At 63.7% G+C, this 15452-nt stretch carries 13 protein-coding genes and 1 tRNA gene; 9 read left to right on the forward strand and 5 right to left on the reverse strand.

The annotated features are described in order from the left end of the window. Positions 1-161: 161 nt before the first annotated feature. Positions 162-566, reverse strand: coding sequence for a peptide-methionine (R)-S-oxide reductase MsrB (msrB, locus tag T281_RS07210; protein ID WP_037236504.1), 405 nt, complete (start codon positions 564-566; stop codon positions 162-164). Positions 567-704: 138 nt separating this feature from the next. Here msrB and T281_RS07215 point away from each other — a divergent pair, with 138 nt between their 5' ends. From T281_RS07215 to hrpB, 4 genes are all read left to right on the forward strand, one after another. Next, positions 705-2123 carry a sodium:proton antiporter gene (locus tag T281_RS07215; RefSeq protein WP_052037216.1) on the forward strand — a complete coding sequence of 473 codons (1419 nt, stop codon included), beginning with the start codon at positions 705-707 and terminating at the stop codon, positions 2121-2123. A gap of 171 nt (positions 2124-2294) precedes the next feature. Next, positions 2295-2369, forward strand: a tRNA-Thr gene (locus tag T281_RS07220). Positions 2370-2609: 240 nt separating this feature from the next. After that, on the forward strand, positions 2610-4232 hold the full coding sequence (locus T281_RS07225; RefSeq protein ID WP_037236528.1) for an ABC-F family ATP-binding cassette domain-containing protein: 1623 nt from the start codon (positions 2610-2612) through the stop codon (positions 4230-4232). A gap of 30 nt (positions 4233-4262) precedes the next feature. After that, positions 4263-6731 (forward strand): ATP-dependent helicase HrpB, encoded by a 2469-nt coding sequence (gene hrpB / locus T281_RS07230; RefSeq protein WP_037236507.1) that lies wholly within the window; start codon positions 4263-4265, stop codon positions 6729-6731. Between the two features lie 4 nt (positions 6732-6735). Here hrpB and T281_RS07235 read toward each other — a convergent pair whose 3' ends face one another. Next, positions 6736-6957, reverse strand: a complete 222-nt coding sequence (locus T281_RS07235) for an FmdB family zinc ribbon protein (RefSeq protein WP_013421152.1) — start codon at positions 6955-6957, stop codon at positions 6736-6738. Positions 6958-7294: 337 nt separating this feature from the next. On the opposite strand from T281_RS07235, the gene T281_RS17580 reads away from it, so the two are divergent. Next, positions 7295-8314 carry a hypothetical protein gene (locus tag T281_RS17580; protein ID WP_155955147.1) on the forward strand — a complete coding sequence of 340 codons (1020 nt, stop codon included), beginning with the start codon at positions 7295-7297 and terminating at the stop codon, positions 8312-8314. A 330-nt stretch (positions 8315-8644) separates the two neighbouring features. Here T281_RS17580 and T281_RS07245 read toward each other — a convergent pair whose 3' ends face one another. Beyond that, positions 8645-9073 carry a hypothetical protein gene (locus T281_RS07245; RefSeq protein ID WP_037236534.1) on the reverse strand — a complete coding sequence of 143 codons (429 nt, stop codon included), beginning with the start codon at positions 9071-9073 and terminating at the stop codon, positions 8645-8647. Between the two features lie 140 nt (positions 9074-9213). Between T281_RS07245 and T281_RS07250 the strand changes: the two genes are divergently transcribed. Continuing rightward, positions 9214-10014, forward strand: a complete 801-nt coding sequence (locus T281_RS07250) for a M15 family metallopeptidase (RefSeq protein ID WP_052037218.1) — start codon at positions 9214-9216, stop codon at positions 10012-10014. Positions 10015-10036: 22 nt separating this feature from the next. Here T281_RS07250 and T281_RS07255 read toward each other — a convergent pair whose 3' ends face one another. Both T281_RS07255 and T281_RS07260 read right to left on the reverse strand, forming a co-directional pair. Beyond that, entirely contained in the window at positions 10037-10741 is a 705-nt protein-coding gene (locus tag T281_RS07255) for a phosphatase PAP2 family protein (protein ID WP_052037221.1), read from the reverse strand. 156 nt (positions 10742-10897) lie between these two features. After that, on the reverse strand, positions 10898-12826 hold the full coding sequence (locus tag T281_RS07260) for a cation:proton antiporter domain-containing protein (protein WP_037236511.1): 1929 nt from the start codon (positions 12824-12826) through the stop codon (positions 10898-10900). A gap of 416 nt (positions 12827-13242) precedes the next feature. Between T281_RS07260 and T281_RS07265 the strand changes: the two genes are divergently transcribed. The 3 genes from T281_RS07265 to T281_RS07275 form a co-directional block, all read left to right on the forward strand. Next, positions 13243-13473 carry a hypothetical protein gene (locus T281_RS07265; RefSeq protein ID WP_037236514.1) on the forward strand — a complete coding sequence of 77 codons (231 nt, stop codon included), beginning with the start codon at positions 13243-13245 and terminating at the stop codon, positions 13471-13473. 257 nt (positions 13474-13730) lie between these two features. Further along, positions 13731-14252: a GNAT family N-acetyltransferase gene (locus T281_RS07270; RefSeq protein WP_052037219.1), complete on the forward strand. Its 522-nt coding sequence runs from the start codon at positions 13731-13733 to the stop codon at positions 14250-14252. Positions 14253-14710: 458 nt separating this feature from the next. Then, positions 14711-15452 (forward strand): NADH-quinone oxidoreductase subunit G (locus tag T281_RS07275; protein WP_037236517.1); only part of this gene is annotated, 742 nt, incomplete at its 3' end.

The following is a 15452-nucleotide window of genomic DNA, read 5'->3' on the forward strand; positions in this document are numbered from 1 at the left end:
GCCATGGGGCGCGTTTCGGGTTGCGGGAACGAGCGGCGAACGATGTGGAAAAATCGGCACAAGCGCCTGGATGGCTTCGTCCGCCCACGAAGGGCCAAGAGGTACACGGAGAGATTGCAACCCGCGCCGTCGATGGGATGCGGCGCGGGACGCATCGCCTCCTACTTCGCGGCGGACGGCTTGAAATCGAGCGCGACGCCGTTCATGCAGTAGCGCAACCCCGCAGGACGCGGCCCGTCCGGGAAGACGTGGCCGAGATGCGCGTCGCATCGCGCGCAACGCACCTCGGTGCGGTTCATCATGAAGGAATGATCCTGATGCGTCGTGATCGCTTCCTTTTCCACAGGCGCGGTGAAGCTCGGCCAGCCAGAGCCGGAATCATACTTCGCGTCCGAGGCGAACAGCGGCGCGCCACAACACACGCAGGCGAATACGCCCTCGCGCTTTTCGTCATTCAACGGGCTCGACGCCGCCCGCTCCGTACCGTGCTGCCGTGTAACCTTGTATTGCTCGGGCGTCAGTTTTGCGCGCCACTCCGCATCGCTCTTTATCATGCGCTCGGTCATTGACCCGACCTCCTCTCGCATTTTTCTTGAATGTGTTATGTGGAGGCCAGTAGCCTTTTTGAAGAGGGCGACCTTTCGAGGTGGCCGCTCTTCCTTTTCACAACGCTGTCATTCCTGACCCGCCGAGATAATTTCCCAATGAACATTTCCTTCAGGCCCCGCCTCCGTAGTATCGCGGCGCTGGCCGTGCTCGCAGGCCCGACGCCAGCCATGGGCGCCGGACCATCGCTCGATGGCGCGGGCCTGAGCCTTTTGTGGTGTCTGCCTTTCGCGGGCGTGCTCCTTTCGCTCGCGATCCTGCCCATGGTCGCATCGCACTTCTGGCATCGGCGGCAGGGACTGATCGCACTTGCCTGGGCCCTTCTTTTCCTGGTGCCATTCGCGAGTGTCTATGGTTCGTCCGCAGCCGCACATCAGTTGCTCGATGTAGCGCTTCTTGAATATATTCCGTTCATCGTACTGATCGGCTCGCTCTATACCATCGCGGGCGGTATCTGGCTCGGCGGCAGCCTCAGCGGTTCGCCCGGCCAGAACACCGCTATCATGGCTGCGGGAACCGGCCTCGCGAGCCTCGTCGGCACCACGGGCGCGGCGATGATCTTCATCCGCCCGTTGATGCGCGCAAATCGTAGCCGCACCCATCAGGCGCATCTCGTGATCTTCTTCATCTTCCTCGTCTGCAATGTCGGCGGTGCGCTGACGCCGCTCGGCGATCCGCCGCTGTTCCTCGGCTATCTGAAGGGCGTGCCGTTTTCCTGGCCGTTCCTGCATCTATGGCCGCATACGCTCTTGCTCGCGACCATCCTTCTCGGCTGGTTCTACGTGCTCGACCGTCGCTATTATAAAACCGAAACGCCGCGCGAGCACAGGCTTGGCGGCGAGGGCCTGAAAATATGGGGCATCGTGAACCTGCCGCTGATCGCGGCTGTGGTGTTTGCGGTTGCGGCAAGCGGCACGACCTTCATCGGCCCGGTCGACATCGCGGGCGTCGAAGTGCGCGGCGAAAGCCTCGTCCGCGACGCGGTGCTCGTCGTGCTTGCCGTGCTGTCTCTGGCGCTCACGCCGCTCAAGGCGCGTCGGCAGAACGAGTTCAACTGGGCACCCGTGCTCGAAGTGGCGAAGCTTTTCGCCGCGATCTTCGTGACCATCGTGCCCGCCATCGCCATCCTGAAAGCGGGCGAGCATGGCGCGGCCGCTCCGCTGTTCGCGGCCCTCGGCAGCGCTGACGCACCGAATCACATCGCCTATTTCTGGCTGACCGGCCTGCTTTCGAGCTTCCTCGATAACGCGCCCTCCTATCTTGTCTTCTTCAACGCGGCGGGCGGCGACCCGGTGGCGCTCGCCGGTCCACTCGCCTCGACGCTTGCCGCCATATCGGCGGGCGCGGTGTTCATGGGGGCGCTCACCTATATCGGCAACGCGCCGAACTTCATGGTGCGAGCCATCGCGGAACATCAGGGCATCAAGATGCCAAGCTTCTTCGGCTTCATGCTGTGGTCGGTAGGCTTCATGATTCCGCCGCTCCTGTTGGTGACGGCCTTGTTTTTCGCCGGATGAGGCAGCAGGCGGGGGCGGGATGGGGGCGGCGCCGCAGCGCTATCCATGCGCGCTCGCCCGCCGCCAACCCGCTGGAACTGGCGGTCCAGGCGCAATCGCGTCGAATTGCCTGAATTGATCGCTTATGAGGTCTTGCGCCTTGGCGGCGGCTGTGGCAGGTTCCCGCGCATCGCTGCAGTAGCTCAGTGGTAGAGCACTCCCTTGGTAAGGGAGAGGTCGAGAGTTCAATCCTCTCTTGCAGCACCATTCATCTCCCTGGAATATCAGAGAAAAGCGCCCGCCTTGAGGGCGAGCACTCCCTTTTCCCCTGCGAACGAAGCGTGACCTTTGCCTCATGCGTCGGCCCGGCCTCGATATCCTCTGTTGCCCGGCGGCTTATTTCACGGTGGCGCCGCGCTTCTCCCGTGGCATAAGGGTGGCAAAGCGCGCCTAAGGCGCGCGAAGCGCGACAGCGCGTCCGAAATTTTCGCAGCATCCCCGGTAGTCATGATTCGTCTCGAAAACATCAGCAAGCAGCACGGCAATCACCTGCTGTTCATCGAGGCTTCGGCCTCTCTTCTGAAAGGCGAGAAAGCCGGTCTTGTCGGACCTAACGGGGCGGGCAAGTCGTCCCTGTTCCGCATGATAACCGGACAGGATGAGCCCGACGAAGGTCAGGTGGCGATCGATCGCGGCACCACCATCGGCTATTTCGATCAGGATGTCGGCGAGATGTCGGGTCATAGCGCCGTGACCGAAGTCATGAACGGCGCAGGCCCGGTCAGCGCGGTTGCGGAGGAGCTCAAGGAGCTTGAGGCCGCAATGGCCGACCCGGACCGCGCCGACGAGATGGAAGCGATCATCGAGCGTTATGGCGAAGTCCTGCACGCTTTCGAGGAACTCGACGGCTACGCGCTGGAGGCCCGTGCGCGCGAAGTGCTCGCCGGTCTCTCCTTCAGCGAGGAGATGATGGACGGCGATGTCGGCAAGCTGTCCGGCGGCTGGAAAATGCGCGTCGCCCTGGCGCGAATCCTCCTGATGCGGCCCGACGCGATGCTCCTCGACGAGCCGAGCAACCATCTCGATCTCGAAAGCCTGATCTGGCTCGAACAATTCCTCAAGAACTACGATGGCGCGCTACTGATGACCTCGCACGACCGCGAGTTCATGAACCGCATCGTCAACAAGATCGTCGAAATCGACGGCGGCTCGCTCACCAGCTACTCCGGCGACTACGAGTTCTACGCACAGCAGCGCGAACTGGCCGAGAAGCAGCAGCAGGCGCAATTCGAACGCCAGCAGGCGATGCTGGCCAAGGAAATCAAGTTCATCGAACGGTTCAAGGCGCGCGCCTCGCATGCCGCGCAGGTGCAGAGCAGGGTCAAGAAGCTTGACAAGATCGAGCGGGTCGAGCCGCCCCGGCGGCGCCAAAGCGTGCAGTTCGATTTCCCGACCGCGCCGCGCTCCGGCAACGATGTCGTGGCGCTCAAGACCGTTCACAAGCGCTACGGCAGCAAGATCATCTATGAAGGGTTCGATTTCGCGATCCGGCGCAAGGAGCGCTGGTGCGTGATGGGGATCAACGGGGCCGGGAAGTCGACGCTGCTGAAGCTGGTGGCGGGCGCGAGCGAGCCCGATCAGGGCACGGTGACCATCGGCGCCAGCGTGAAGATGGGCTACTTCGCCCAGCACGCGATGGAAACGCTCGATGGCGACGCGACGATTTTCCAGTCGCTCGAACACGCCTTTCCGCAGGCGGGGCAGGGCACGCTGCGCACGCTCGCCGGTTGTTTCGGGTTCTCCGGCGACGATGTCGAAAAGAAATGCCGTGTGCTGTCCGGCGGCGAGAAGGCGCGGCTCGCGATGGCGATCATGCTGTTCGATCCGCCGAACTTCCTCGTGCTCGACGAGCCGACCAACCATCTCGACATGGCGACCAAGGAAATGCTCATCAAGGCGCTCGCGCAATATGAGGGCACGATGCTTTTCGTCTCGCATGACCGGCATTTCCTCGCGGCCCTGTCCAACCGCGTGCTCGAACTGACCCCGGAAGGTGTGCATAGTTATAATGGCGGCTACACGGAATATGTCGCGCGTACGGGCCACGAGGCGCCCGGCCTGCATAGCTGACGACGAGCGCGGCCCGCCCGATACGACGCCATGAAGTTCGCCACACCGCTTCCGATTGACGATGTTCTCGACGCGTTGAAGGCCGCGCTCGCCGCGCGTGCCTCGGCGGTGCTCGTCGCGCCACCCGGAGCGGGCAAGACCACACGCGTGCCGCTCGCGCTGATGGACGAAAGCTGGCTCGGCGGCCGCAAGTTGCTCGTGCTGGAACCGCGCCGCATCGCCGCGCGGGCTGCGGCCGAGCGCATGGCGGCAACGCTGTCTGAGGCCGTCGGCGAGCGGATTGGCCTTCGCGCGCGTATGGTCTCGAAATCCGGGCCGAAGACGCGCATCGAGGTCGTCACCGAGGGCGTGTTCACCCGCATGATCCTCGACGATCCCGAATTGTCCGGCATCGGCGCGGTGCTGTTCGACGAGTTCCACGAGCGCTCGCTCGACGCCGATCTCGGGCTTGCACTCACGCTCGACTGTCAGCGGGCTTTGCGCGACGATCTGCGCATCCTGCCGATGTCGGCGACGCTCGACGGCGCGCGGGTTGCGCGGCTTCTCGGCGATGCGCCCGTGATCGAGAGCGAGGGCCGCGCGTTCCCTGTCGAGACGCGCTATGTCGGCCGCGATGCCAATGCGCGCATCGAGGATCAAATGGCGGATGCGGTGATGCGGGCCTGGCGCGCGGAAGCCGGGTCGATCCTCGCATTCCTGCCGGGACAAGGCGAAATCCGCCGCGTCGAGGAGCGGCTGAAGGAGCGCATCGCCGATCCGGCCGTGGTGGTCGCTCCGCTTTACGGCGCAATGGATGCGAAGGCGCAAGACCTCGCGCTCGAACCGGCGCGCGCGGGCGGGCGCAAGATCGTGCTCGCCACATCCATCGCCGAAACGTCGATCACTATCGAGGGCGTGCGCGTCGTCATCGACTGCGGCCTCGCGCGGGTGCCGCGCTTCGAGTCGGATGTCGGCGTGACGCGGCTCGAAACCGTGCGCGTGTCTCGCGCCGCCGCCGATCAGCGCCGGGGCCGCGCGGGCCGCACCGAACCGGGCGTCTGCTATCGCCTGTGGGACGAGCCGCAAACGCAGAGCCTTCCCGCCTTCGCCGAGCCGGAAATTCGCTCCGCCGATCTTTCCGGCCTGCTGCTCGATTGCGCCGAATGGGGCGCGACGGATCCGCTTTCGCTGTCGTGGATCGATCCGCCGGCCGCCGCCGCCATGGATGCCGCGCGCGGGGAGCTGACGGAGCTGGATGCGCTCGATGCGAAAGGCCGCATCACCGACATGGGCAAGCGGCTGCGCTCTTTGCCCCTGCCGCCCCGGCTCGCCCGCATGGTGATTGCCGCCGCCGAACTGGGACACGCGGAGGACGCGGCCGAAATCGCGGCGCTCATGGTGGAACGCGGGCTTGGCGGCAACAACGCCGACCTTGCGCATCGCCTCGAAAGTTTCCGCCGGGATCGCTCACGCCGCGCGAGCGACATGCGAAAGCTCGCGGCGAGCTGGGCGCGGCTCGCGGGGGTGCGGCGGGCTCAGCCGCGCGAGGATTTATCGCTGGCGCGAATACTGGCGCTGGCCTTTCCCGAGCGGATCGCCAAGGCGCGCGGCGCACCCGGCCAATTCCTCCTCGCCAACGGACGCGGCGCGAACCTCGATCCGGCGCATCCGCTGGCGCGCTCGCCCTATATCGTCGCGGCGGAGCTTTCAGGATCGGCGGCGTCGACGCGCGTTCTTCTTGCGGCCGTAGCCGATGAAGCGGACGTTCTTGCCGCCGTAGGGCACCGCATCCGCGAGGCGGACGAGATCGACTTCGATCCGGCCGCGGCGGCGCTCCGGGGGCGGCGGGTTCGGCGGCTGGACGCGATCCTGCTTGGCAATGAGCCGCGCCCGGTGGCGGCGAACGAGGCGACATCGCGTCTGCTGGCGGAAGGTATCGCAAAGCTCGGCCTCGACCGCCTGCCGTGGAGCAAGTCGCAACTTCAGTTCCGCCACCGCGTCGGCTTCCTGCGCGCGGCCGAGGGCGAAGAATGGCCCGACCTCTCCGACGCCGCGCTCGGCGAAACCGCTGCGGCGTGGCTCGCGCCTTTCCTCGACGGCAAGACGAAGCTCTCGGACATCGGCGCGGACGATCTCGGTGCCGCGCTTGATGCGCTCTTGCCGTGGAGCCTGAAGCGGCGCGTGGATGACGAAGCGCCGACGCATTTCGAGGCGCCCACCGGCAACCGCCACGCCATTGATTACGAAACCGCTGGCGCGCCCGCGCTCCACATCCGCGTGCAGGAGTTGTTCGGCCTGACGCAGCATCCGTCGATCGCGGGCGGCAGGCTTCCGCTCACGCTGCATCTTCTCTCGCCCGCGCATCGCCCGATCCAGATCACGCGCGATCTTCTGGGCTTCTGGAGGGGGTCATGGGCGGCGGTCAAGGCCGAGATGAAAGGCCGTTACCCGCGCCACCCGTGGCCGGACGACCCAGCCCAGGCCGCCCCGACATCGCGGGCCAAGCCGCGCGGGACGTGAAGCGCTAGCGCTCCGAGGGGCTGAAGTTGCTGAGGTGGCCTGCTCGCTGGGCGGCAGCACGCGCAGCCTTGAGCTTGGCCTTTGTCTTGCCATGGATGACGATGTGCGACATCAGGCGCGTCATCGTCTCGTTGCCGCAATTCGGGCAGGCGGGCTTGGCGGACGAACTGACGAGCAATTCCACGTCATTGTCGCATTTGTCACAATGAAAGCCGTAAAGCGGCATTCGAGGCTCCTTGGGTCCGCGTCACGCGACCTGTATCTTCGATTTTTCGTTCAGAATTGGGGCGGAAGGCTCCGCACTCGCATTCGCGAAGCTTGCTTGCAGGAAACGGGCCATGAGTTTCGTCGGCGGTCGGCACGAGCCTCGGGGCGCTGGTGCCTGCCGCAGGAGCAGGCATGCATACCCGGAATGCGGCTCGCGTACGTCTCATCAGCCCCTTTATTAACGATTTCTTCTGAATTCCGGCAGGCGCAAGGCAAGGCTGCCAAGATTTGACCCAGTTTCGCAGGCTTACGCTTTAGCGAAGCAATTCGGCTGTAACCTTCGAAGGATCGAATCGATGAACGCACGGATTATGCCACCGCCCGCGCTGTTCGGGATCGCATGCGCCATGGTCTTCGCCACTTCGCTGGCGGTTGCTCAGGTGCCTGACGAGCCGAAGGCGCCGGCAGTATCGCCTGCGGCCCAAAGCGCTGAGCCCGCCGCGCCCAAGCCCGCGGTTTCTGAGCCAGCCCAGACGCCGACTCCGGCCGCCAAGGACGCCGCCGTGGACGCGAAGCCTCAGCCTGTCGAAGCCGCGAAGGCGGACGATGCGGCGAAGAAGCCGGTTCCGGTCGAGGCCGTGAAGGCCGACGAGGTGAAGAAGCCCGAGCATGCGCATCAGCCCGCCAAGGCGGAAGACGCTGTGAAGGTCGCTCAGCCCGCCGCAGCTGCCGCTGAAAAGCCCGCCGAGGTTTCCAAAGCGGACGATAGCGCGAAAAAATCCGAAGCGAGCGATACCGTAAAGGCGGACGATACGAAGAAGCCGGTTGCGACCGAGGCCGCGAAGGTCGCTCAACCGGCCGCCGCTGAAAAGCCTGTCGAAGCCGTCAAAGCCGCCGAGCCCGCCAAGGAAGCTGTGAAGGCGGACGATGCGAAGAAGCCCGCTCCGGTCGAAGCGGCGAAGGCTGACGACGCCAAAAAACCGGCTGAGCCCGCGAAGGAAGCTGTAAAGGCGGAAGGCGAAAAGAAGGCTCAGCCTGCGGAGGCGGATAAGGCCAAGGAAGCGGCGAAAGCCGAGCCTGAGAAGAAGGCGAAAGCCGAAGACGGCGAGAAGAAGCAGAAGAGCAAGGCCGCCGCCAAGGAAGAAGAGAAGGCCAAGTCCAAGAAGCGCAAGGCGGAGCAGGACGAGAGCGGCGAAGGTCCGGCAAAAGTCAGTGCCGAGAAGCCAAAGCGCGGTCAGTTCGCCAGCGAGCGCGAGGCGGCGGCCAAGTGCCGTGGCTCCGTTGTGTGGGTGGACAAGAGCGGGTTCAACCACTACCCGGGAACCAAGGAATACGGCCGCAAGCCGGGCGGTTTCGGCTGCGAAACCGGCCTGTGATCGAAACGCCGCCTTCGGGCGGCGTGCGTCGTGTCAGGCGGCGCGAGAAAATCTTATATCCGCGTTCAAATGGAGAATTTGAACGCGGATAGATCAATCGGTTCGTATCGGAGCGGAGTGGCGCGCCCAAGCGCACTCCGCCAATTTGCGGCCAACTCGCCGCGGCCCTACGAAATGGCGTTGCAGGCCCGGTTATCGGGCAAGCGGTTGCCCATGAACAGAAGCGTGTTCGAGCGCCGCTATTGGGTGCGAAAGAACCTGTCAAATGACCATGTCGGCTTCGCGATTGCAGGAGCCCGGCTTGCGATAATCCGAGGCTCGCGCCGATGACTATTGGCGGAACCGTGCGGGCGGCTGCGGATTGTGGGCCGGGTTGGAGTCGTGCTTCGTCACGCGAGTGAGCGCGCCGTGATCCACCAGCGGCAGCAGGTCCGCTTCCAGTGCTTCGGCGACCGACTTTTCATAAACTTCATCGCCATTCACATGCAGCGTACATAATTTCGCGAATTTTTCTCTTTTGGCGGGATCATCCAGCGCAGCCTTCGTCCAGGCATAAAGCGGATATCGATCAACGCCCTGCTGCTCGGCCTCGCTCACATAACCGGCAAAGGCATCGTAGACGGTTATCGCCGTGGCGTGATGCTTATGCAGCACCTCGGTCAAAGGCCGCAGCACCGCGTTTTGCGGATCGACGTTAAAGAGGCTTGCCGCCTCATCGCTGAGCCCGACGCGAATTTGATAAAGCCATTCTTCAGCCACAGGTATCTCCTGCCGTTTCCCCATTCCGTCATCTTACAAAGGAAACCGAAACAAAAGCAGCTTTTCAGTTCGCTTTCTTAGCCGTCGATTTACAGATTACGACAAACAATTTCGCGAGGAAATCGTGATAGGTGAAGCGAATGAATCGGCAAAGCTTTGCGGCGACGCTCTTCTATCTGGCGACCGCCCTGGCACCAGCGTCCGCGCAAGCCAAACTCCCCGACGGTTTCGTTTATCTTCGCGACGTCGCGCCCGACATCCAGCAGGACATGCGCTATGCGGGGTTGAACAATTTCACGGGATCTCCCGTTCTCGGCTATGAAGCCGCCGAATGCGTATTGCGGCGCGATGCCGCTGAAGCGTTGAAGCGTGCGCAGCGCTCAGCTCAGGGGCTCGGCCTCTCGCTCAAGGTTTTCGACTGCTACCGCCCGGAACGCGCGGTGAGAGCGTTTGGGGCGTGGGCGCGCGCGCCGGAAAACGAGCGCACGAAGAGCCAGTATCCGCGTCTGCCGAAGGAAGCGCTCGTGCCGAATTATATCGCATCGCGGTCGTCACATTCGACGGGGCTCGCGGTGGATCTCACCCTTGTGCGCCAAGGCAGGAGCGACCGACCGCCGCTCGTCCGCGACAATTGTATCGCGCCCGCTCGCGGACCGGCGGACGAGCCAAAAGGCGTCAGCAACGCGAATGCTCTCGCGCTCGGCGAGTTGGCCCCGGGGGAGCTTGATATGGGCACCTCGTTCGACTGCTTCGACCGAGCCTCGAACACGGCCTTTCCGGGCTTAAAGCCGGAGCAGCGACGGTCGCGCGACCTTCTCGTTACGCTGATGGAGCGCGCGGGCTTTACCAACTATCCCGCCGAATGGTGGCACTTCAGCCTCGCCCGCGCCACGAACCGCCGAAGTTACGATGTCCCGATCACGCCGCGCCCCGCGCGATAGACGATGGCGGTCCCGCGCGCTGTCAGGGCCGCGCGCGTCTTCCGAGCCAGTCGGCGGCGGCCCAGCATAGAAGCGCCCAACTCGCGCCCGCGCACCATCCCGCCAGCACGTCCGACGGCCAGTGCATCCCGAGATAGACGCGGCTCGCCCCCACGAGAAGCGTCAGCGCAACGGCGACCGAAAAAACGAAGGCTCGCCCCACCGCGTCGGGCCGCGCGCGGGCGATGAGCGCACCAAGGATCAGAAAGGTGACGGCCGACATGAAGGCATGGCCGCTCGGAAAGCTGTAGGTCGATGTCTCGGCGATTTCTGCAACGAAGTCGGGGCGAGCGCGCTGCACGAGCGCTTTCAGCGTGTTATTGACGAGCGTGCCGCCGATAACGGCGACGAAGACGAGCGCGAAGCCGCCCCATCTGCGTTCTAGCGCGAAATAGCCGAGCGCGATGATCGTTGCGAGCGTGAGCACCGCCGTCGACCCAAGCGCCGTGACGTCGCGGGCGCCGACGGCTAGCCATCGTGGGCCGAGCGCGTCGGCGGGGTTTAGCTGATCGCGCAACGCGAGAAGAAGGCCCCGATCGAAATCGGTCAGGCCGCCGCTGTAAATCGCCGCCGATATGCCCGCGAACAGCGCGAGCAGCACGCTTGCCGCGACCAGGGTGGCAAAGCGCGGCGGCTGCGTTGGGTCGCGCCGAGCGGGATACGCAGGATCTTCAGCGGTGAATGACATCCGATCTCCGGGTGTTGCGAGCGGATCATTATCGCCCGCGCGCTCTTCCGGGTGGTAAATGCTCCGACACGCCGAAAGCTCCCGCATGCGCCGCTTGAGCATGTCGCGCAACCCGGCGACCCATCGCCTCGCCGCGACCGGGTCACGATCCGCGCGTCAGGACTGAGGCGAGGTCACCGGCTTGGCATCGGGCACGGCAACCGCCTTCGCCTTTACTTCGGCCTTCTTTTTCTCGTCGGCCTTCTTGTCGTCTTGCCGCTTCTTCTCCTCGATGCGCTTCGTGCGCTCGGCGGCCTTCTCCCAGTCCTGCGCGAGAAGCTGCGCAAGCTCCTCAGACCGTTGCATGGCGAGCGCGGCCATCCTCTCGACATCGGTATAATGTGCGTAGTCCTCGTAGAGGCGCGCTTCGTCGTGCTCGCGGAAAGTCTCGATGGTAAAACGGATCTCGCCTTCCGAAAGACCGAGGCCGCGCAGCAGGTCGCGGGTTATTTCGAGGGTGGAATGGAAGGCCTCGCGCTCGATGTTCTCAACGCCGAGGTCCATCAATTGATGCACGTGACGCCGATTTCTCGCACGCGCGTAGATCGGCACATGCGGGAAGTATGCCTTTACGAGCTGCGCCGATTTGAGCGAGCTTTCCACGTCGTCGATGGCCAGCACGAAGGCGCGCGCCTTGCCGACTTCCGCCGCTTCCAGAATGGCGAGGCGGCTCGCGTCGCCGAAATAGCTCTTGTTGCCGAACTGGCCCACGAGCTGCACCTGATCGGGGTCGGCGTCGAGCGCGGTGAAGGGAATGCCCTTCGCGGTCAGCACACGCGCCACCACCTGCCCGACGCGGCCGAAGCCCGCGATGACCACATGCCCGGCACTCGCCGGCAACTCATCGTAGAGGGGTTCCGCTTTGACCGCGCGCTTGCGCAGGAAGTCGTCCAGCGCCAGCAGAAGGGGCGTCGTCATCATCGACAGCGTGACGATAATCCCGAGCGAGGACGCGAGCGCCGAGGTCAGCACGCCGCCCTGCTCGGCGCTGGCGAAGACAACGAAGGCGAATTCGCCGCCCTGCGAAGCTACGATGGCGAAGCGCCGCGCCGATGGCGGGTTCAGCCGCTGCCAGCGCCCGACCGCATAAAGAACAGCGAATTTCACCGCGACAAGCACCACCACCGCCGAGGCGATCAGGAAGGGCTGGCGCAGCAGCGCATTATAATCGAGCGCCATGCCGATGGAGGTGAAAAACAGCGCGAGAAGCAGCATCTCGAACGGCCGGATGTCGGCTTCGATCTGATGGCGAAAGTGCGAGTCGGCCAGCAGGACGCCCGCGAGGAACGCGCCGAGCGAGGCGGACAGGCCAATGGATGTCATCAGCAGCGAAACCGCCGCGACCGTCAGCAGCGAGGCCGCGATCATCGCTTCGCGCACCTGCGTCAGGGCGAGGAGATGATAGAGACGGTCGAGCAAGTAGCGTCCGGCGACGATGATGAGCGCGATGGCGGCGAAAATTTTCAGCACGCCGGCAAAAGTGAGAAGCTCCGGCGATGTCGCTTTCACAGCCAGGAGTGGGACCGCGACAAGAAGCGGGATCGCGGCGATATCCTGGAACAGGAGCACCGAGAAAGAGAGGCGGCCGTGCCGCGTTGTGAGTTCGCCTTTCTCTTCGAGCGTTTGCAGCGCGAGCACGGTGGAGGACAAGGCGAGCGTGAGCCCGACGAGCATCGCTTCCGAGAAGGATAAATCAGTGCTTGGGTTGACGCCCCAGATCAGCACCACGAGCAGGATGCCGGTTACGACGAATTGCGCCGACCCTGCGCCGAAGACGGCATCGCGCATCTTCCAGAGGCGTTTGAGACGCAGTTCGAGGCCGATGAGAAACAGGAACATCGCCACGCCAAGTTCGGCGATGTGACGCAACATCTCGGCGTCGTTCGTCGAATAACCCAACATATAGCCGATGCCGTAGGGACCGATGAAGGCGCCCGCCAACAAATAGCCAAGAATGGAGCCGAGCTTGAGCATGCGCGCGAGAGGCGCGGCCAGCGCCGCGACTCCCAGGAACACAACAAGCTGAATAAGGAGTTTTCCGTCCATCGCTCTTTTTTCAGGGGAACCGCAGCGGATGGCCTGCGCGACTGTCTGTAACCATTAAGGCAGGAAACATTGCCGCTGCCAACCCGGATCGGCCCGCGTTTCTGGTTTCGATTGCCCCGGCAGATCGACCGTCGGAGGTTTGAGGCGAGATGCCCGTCAGGTGCGAGGCACGGCGCGCGCGCCGCAGGAGACGTGGCATTTCCTTAAGCCCGGCTCCTGTCACGAAGCTTTCGGGAAGGGCAAAAAAAAGCGGATGTGGTTAACCATTCGCACCCTTTCCGATTCAGCTACCATTTGTATCGAGCTATTGTTACAATCTTAAGATGGTGATGGCCAGCGTGCCGAGTGTGTAGCGTGAAATGACAAACCTATCTATTTTTCCGTCCCGATTCGCTTACGCCTGCCGGGCAAAAAGGATGCCTCCGGAGGAAGTGGCCGAGCGGGCGGGACTGCCGGCCGAGGCGGGACAGGATCTTGCCGTGACGGCGATCCACCTGCCGCTCTACCGGCTTTGTTATGTCGCTGACGTTCTCGATGTCAGTCTCGATTGGCTGCTTGGGCGCGAACCTGCCGCGCGAAGCGAACAGCCGCAGCAGCAAACTCAGCAGCCACAGCGGCAACAGGCTCGCACGGCCCCGAGGGCATAAAGCGGCGGTTCGCCTCAGCGGCTCGCAAGCGGAAAACACCACGACCGCGCAATCCAGCGGCAACGCGCCACAAACAGGCCACCTGTTTACGTGCACGGCCCGTCGTGTTATGGGCAAGCCCATGGCCAAACCGGACGCTCAACCCCTGTCAACCTTCGAAAGCCGACGACGATCGCGCCTTGCGTGAGGCTGCGCGCGTCCGAGAACGCTGCGAGCCGCTCCCGTCCTCCCCGGTCTTTCTGAGAAACAGGTTCGCGATGACGACGCCGTCCGCCACGATCCGGCTGCAAACGCCTGACGATCAACCAGCCCTCCAGTACCTCAACGAATGCGCCTTCGGGCCGGGCCGTTTCGCCCGCACCGCCTATCGCGTCCGCGAGAACTCGGTGCGCGATCCGCGCCTCAACCTCTGCATGGAACTCGACGGTGCGATGGTTGGCGCCATGGACCTGACGCCGGTTACGGTCGGCGATGTGCCGGGGGCGCTGCTGCTCGGCCCGCTGATCGTCTCGGGCGATCATCAGAGCCTTGGTCACGGCCTTCGGCTGATGCTGTACGGTCTCAAGCGCGCGAAAGATCTCGGCTATCGGCTCGTGATCCTCGTCGGCGACCTCCCCTATTATGTGCGTGCGGGGTTTTGCCCCATACCGCGCGGCCGCATCGAGCTTCCAGGGCCGGTCGATCCGGCGCGGCTGCTTTATGCCGAACTCGTACCGGGCGCGCTGGAAGAGTACAGCGGCCTTATTCGCGGCATACGCGATCCGAGCAACGTCGATTAAAATCCGCCGCATCGAAAGGAGCGTTCAGCCTTTCGTTCGAGCATGAATGTATCGCTAAGCCTGCGTCCGCTTTTGCGGATCATGCTTTAGCATCGGCCTGCTTGAAATCAATGGAATGACGAGGCCGAATTGAGATACACATTGTTACCGGAAGCGGAGGCGGGGCGCGCGTTTTTGCGAATCTCACCGGCGCGTCTCACCGACAAGTGACCGGGGTTGTCGGGCCTTCGGCTTGCTCTTGGCAGTGCCTGCGTTAAGAGCAATCGCGGCACGTCTCTTAGGCATATCGTCCGTCAAATAATCACTGCGAAAGGGTGCGCTTTTAGGTCGCGCGACGACTTGTTCTAAAAATAGCTCGTGGAAGCACTCTGTTCGCAATTTAGCTTAGTTAACCGTTGCCGCGCGCGGCCCCTTGGTGACATAAAGGCGTCCGGGGGCTGGGCCAACAAAGGACAAAAATGCCGAAGCTGAACATCAACGGCAACGAGGTCGAGGTCGAGGACGGCATAACGCTTCTGCAGGCATGTGAGCTGGCTGGCGCGGAAATACCGCGCTTCTGCTATCACGAGCGGCTGTCCATCGCGGGCAACTGCCGCATGTGCCTCGTGGAAATCGCGGGAATGCCGAAGCCGATGGCATCTTGCGCGATGAATGTCAGCGATTTACGGCCGAACCGTGACGGCACGCCGCCGACGATTCTCACCGATTCACCGATGGTGAAGAAGGCGCGCGAAGGCGTGATGGAGTTCCTGCTGATCAACCATCCGCTCGATTGCCCGATCTGCGATCAGGGCGGCGAATGCGATCTTCAGGATCAGGCGATGTATTACGGCTCCGAAGGCAGCCGCTATCGCGAGAACAAGCGCGCCGTCGAAGAGAAATACCTCGGCCCTCTCATCAAGACGTTCATGACGCGCTGCATCCAGTGCACGCGCTGCGTCCGCTTCATGTCGGAAGTCGCGGGCGTGCCGGAACTCGGCGCCATCGGACGCGGCGAGGACATGGAGATATCCACCTACCTCGAACGCGGGCTTCATTCGGAACTCAGCGGCAACATCGTAGACCTGTGCCCGGTTGGCGCGCTCACGTCGAAGCCTTATTCGTTCGTGGCGCGGCCTTGGGAACTGCGCAAGACCGAATCCATCGATGTGATGGACGGCCTCGGCTCCAACATCCGCATCGACAGTCGCGGCCGCGAAG

It is taken from the genome of Rhodomicrobium udaipurense JA643 (genome assembly GCF_000636015.1).
Classification (GTDB): Bacteria; Pseudomonadota; Alphaproteobacteria; order Rhizobiales; family Rhodomicrobiaceae; genus Rhodomicrobium; species Rhodomicrobium udaipurense.

Excerpts from the sequence above, each read along its gene's own strand:
- msrB (WP_037236504.1), bottom strand. The coding sequence starts at position 566 with ATGACCGAGCGCATGATAAAGAGCGATGCGGAGTGGCGCGCAAAACTG.
- T281_RS07215 (WP_052037216.1), top strand. The coding sequence starts at position 705 with ATGAACATTTCCTTCAGGCCCCGCCTCCGTAGTATCGCGGCGCTGGCC.
- T281_RS07225 (WP_037236528.1), top strand. The coding sequence starts at position 2,610 with ATGATTCGTCTCGAAAACATCAGCAAGCAGCACGGCAATCACCTGCTG.
- hrpB (WP_037236507.1), top strand. The coding sequence starts at position 4,263 with ATGAAGTTCGCCACACCGCTTCCGATTGACGATGTTCTCGACGCGTTG.
- T281_RS07235 (WP_013421152.1), bottom strand. The coding sequence starts at position 6,957 with ATGCCGCTTTACGGCTTTCATTGTGACAAATGCGACAATGACGTGGAA.
- T281_RS17580 (WP_155955147.1), top strand. The coding sequence starts at position 7,295 with ATGAACGCACGGATTATGCCACCGCCCGCGCTGTTCGGGATCGCATGC.
- T281_RS07250 (WP_052037218.1), top strand. The coding sequence starts at position 9,214 with ATGAATCGGCAAAGCTTTGCGGCGACGCTCTTCTATCTGGCGACCGCC.
- T281_RS07255 (WP_052037221.1), bottom strand. The coding sequence starts at position 10,741 with ATGTCATTCACCGCTGAAGATCCTGCGTATCCCGCTCGGCGCGACCCA.
- T281_RS07260 (WP_037236511.1), bottom strand. The coding sequence starts at position 12,826 with ATGGACGGAAAACTCCTTATTCAGCTTGTTGTGTTCCTGGGAGTCGCG.
- T281_RS07265 (WP_037236514.1), top strand. The coding sequence starts at position 13,243 with ATGCCTCCGGAGGAAGTGGCCGAGCGGGCGGGACTGCCGGCCGAGGCG.
- T281_RS07270 (WP_052037219.1), top strand. The coding sequence starts at position 13,731 with ATGACGACGCCGTCCGCCACGATCCGGCTGCAAACGCCTGACGATCAA.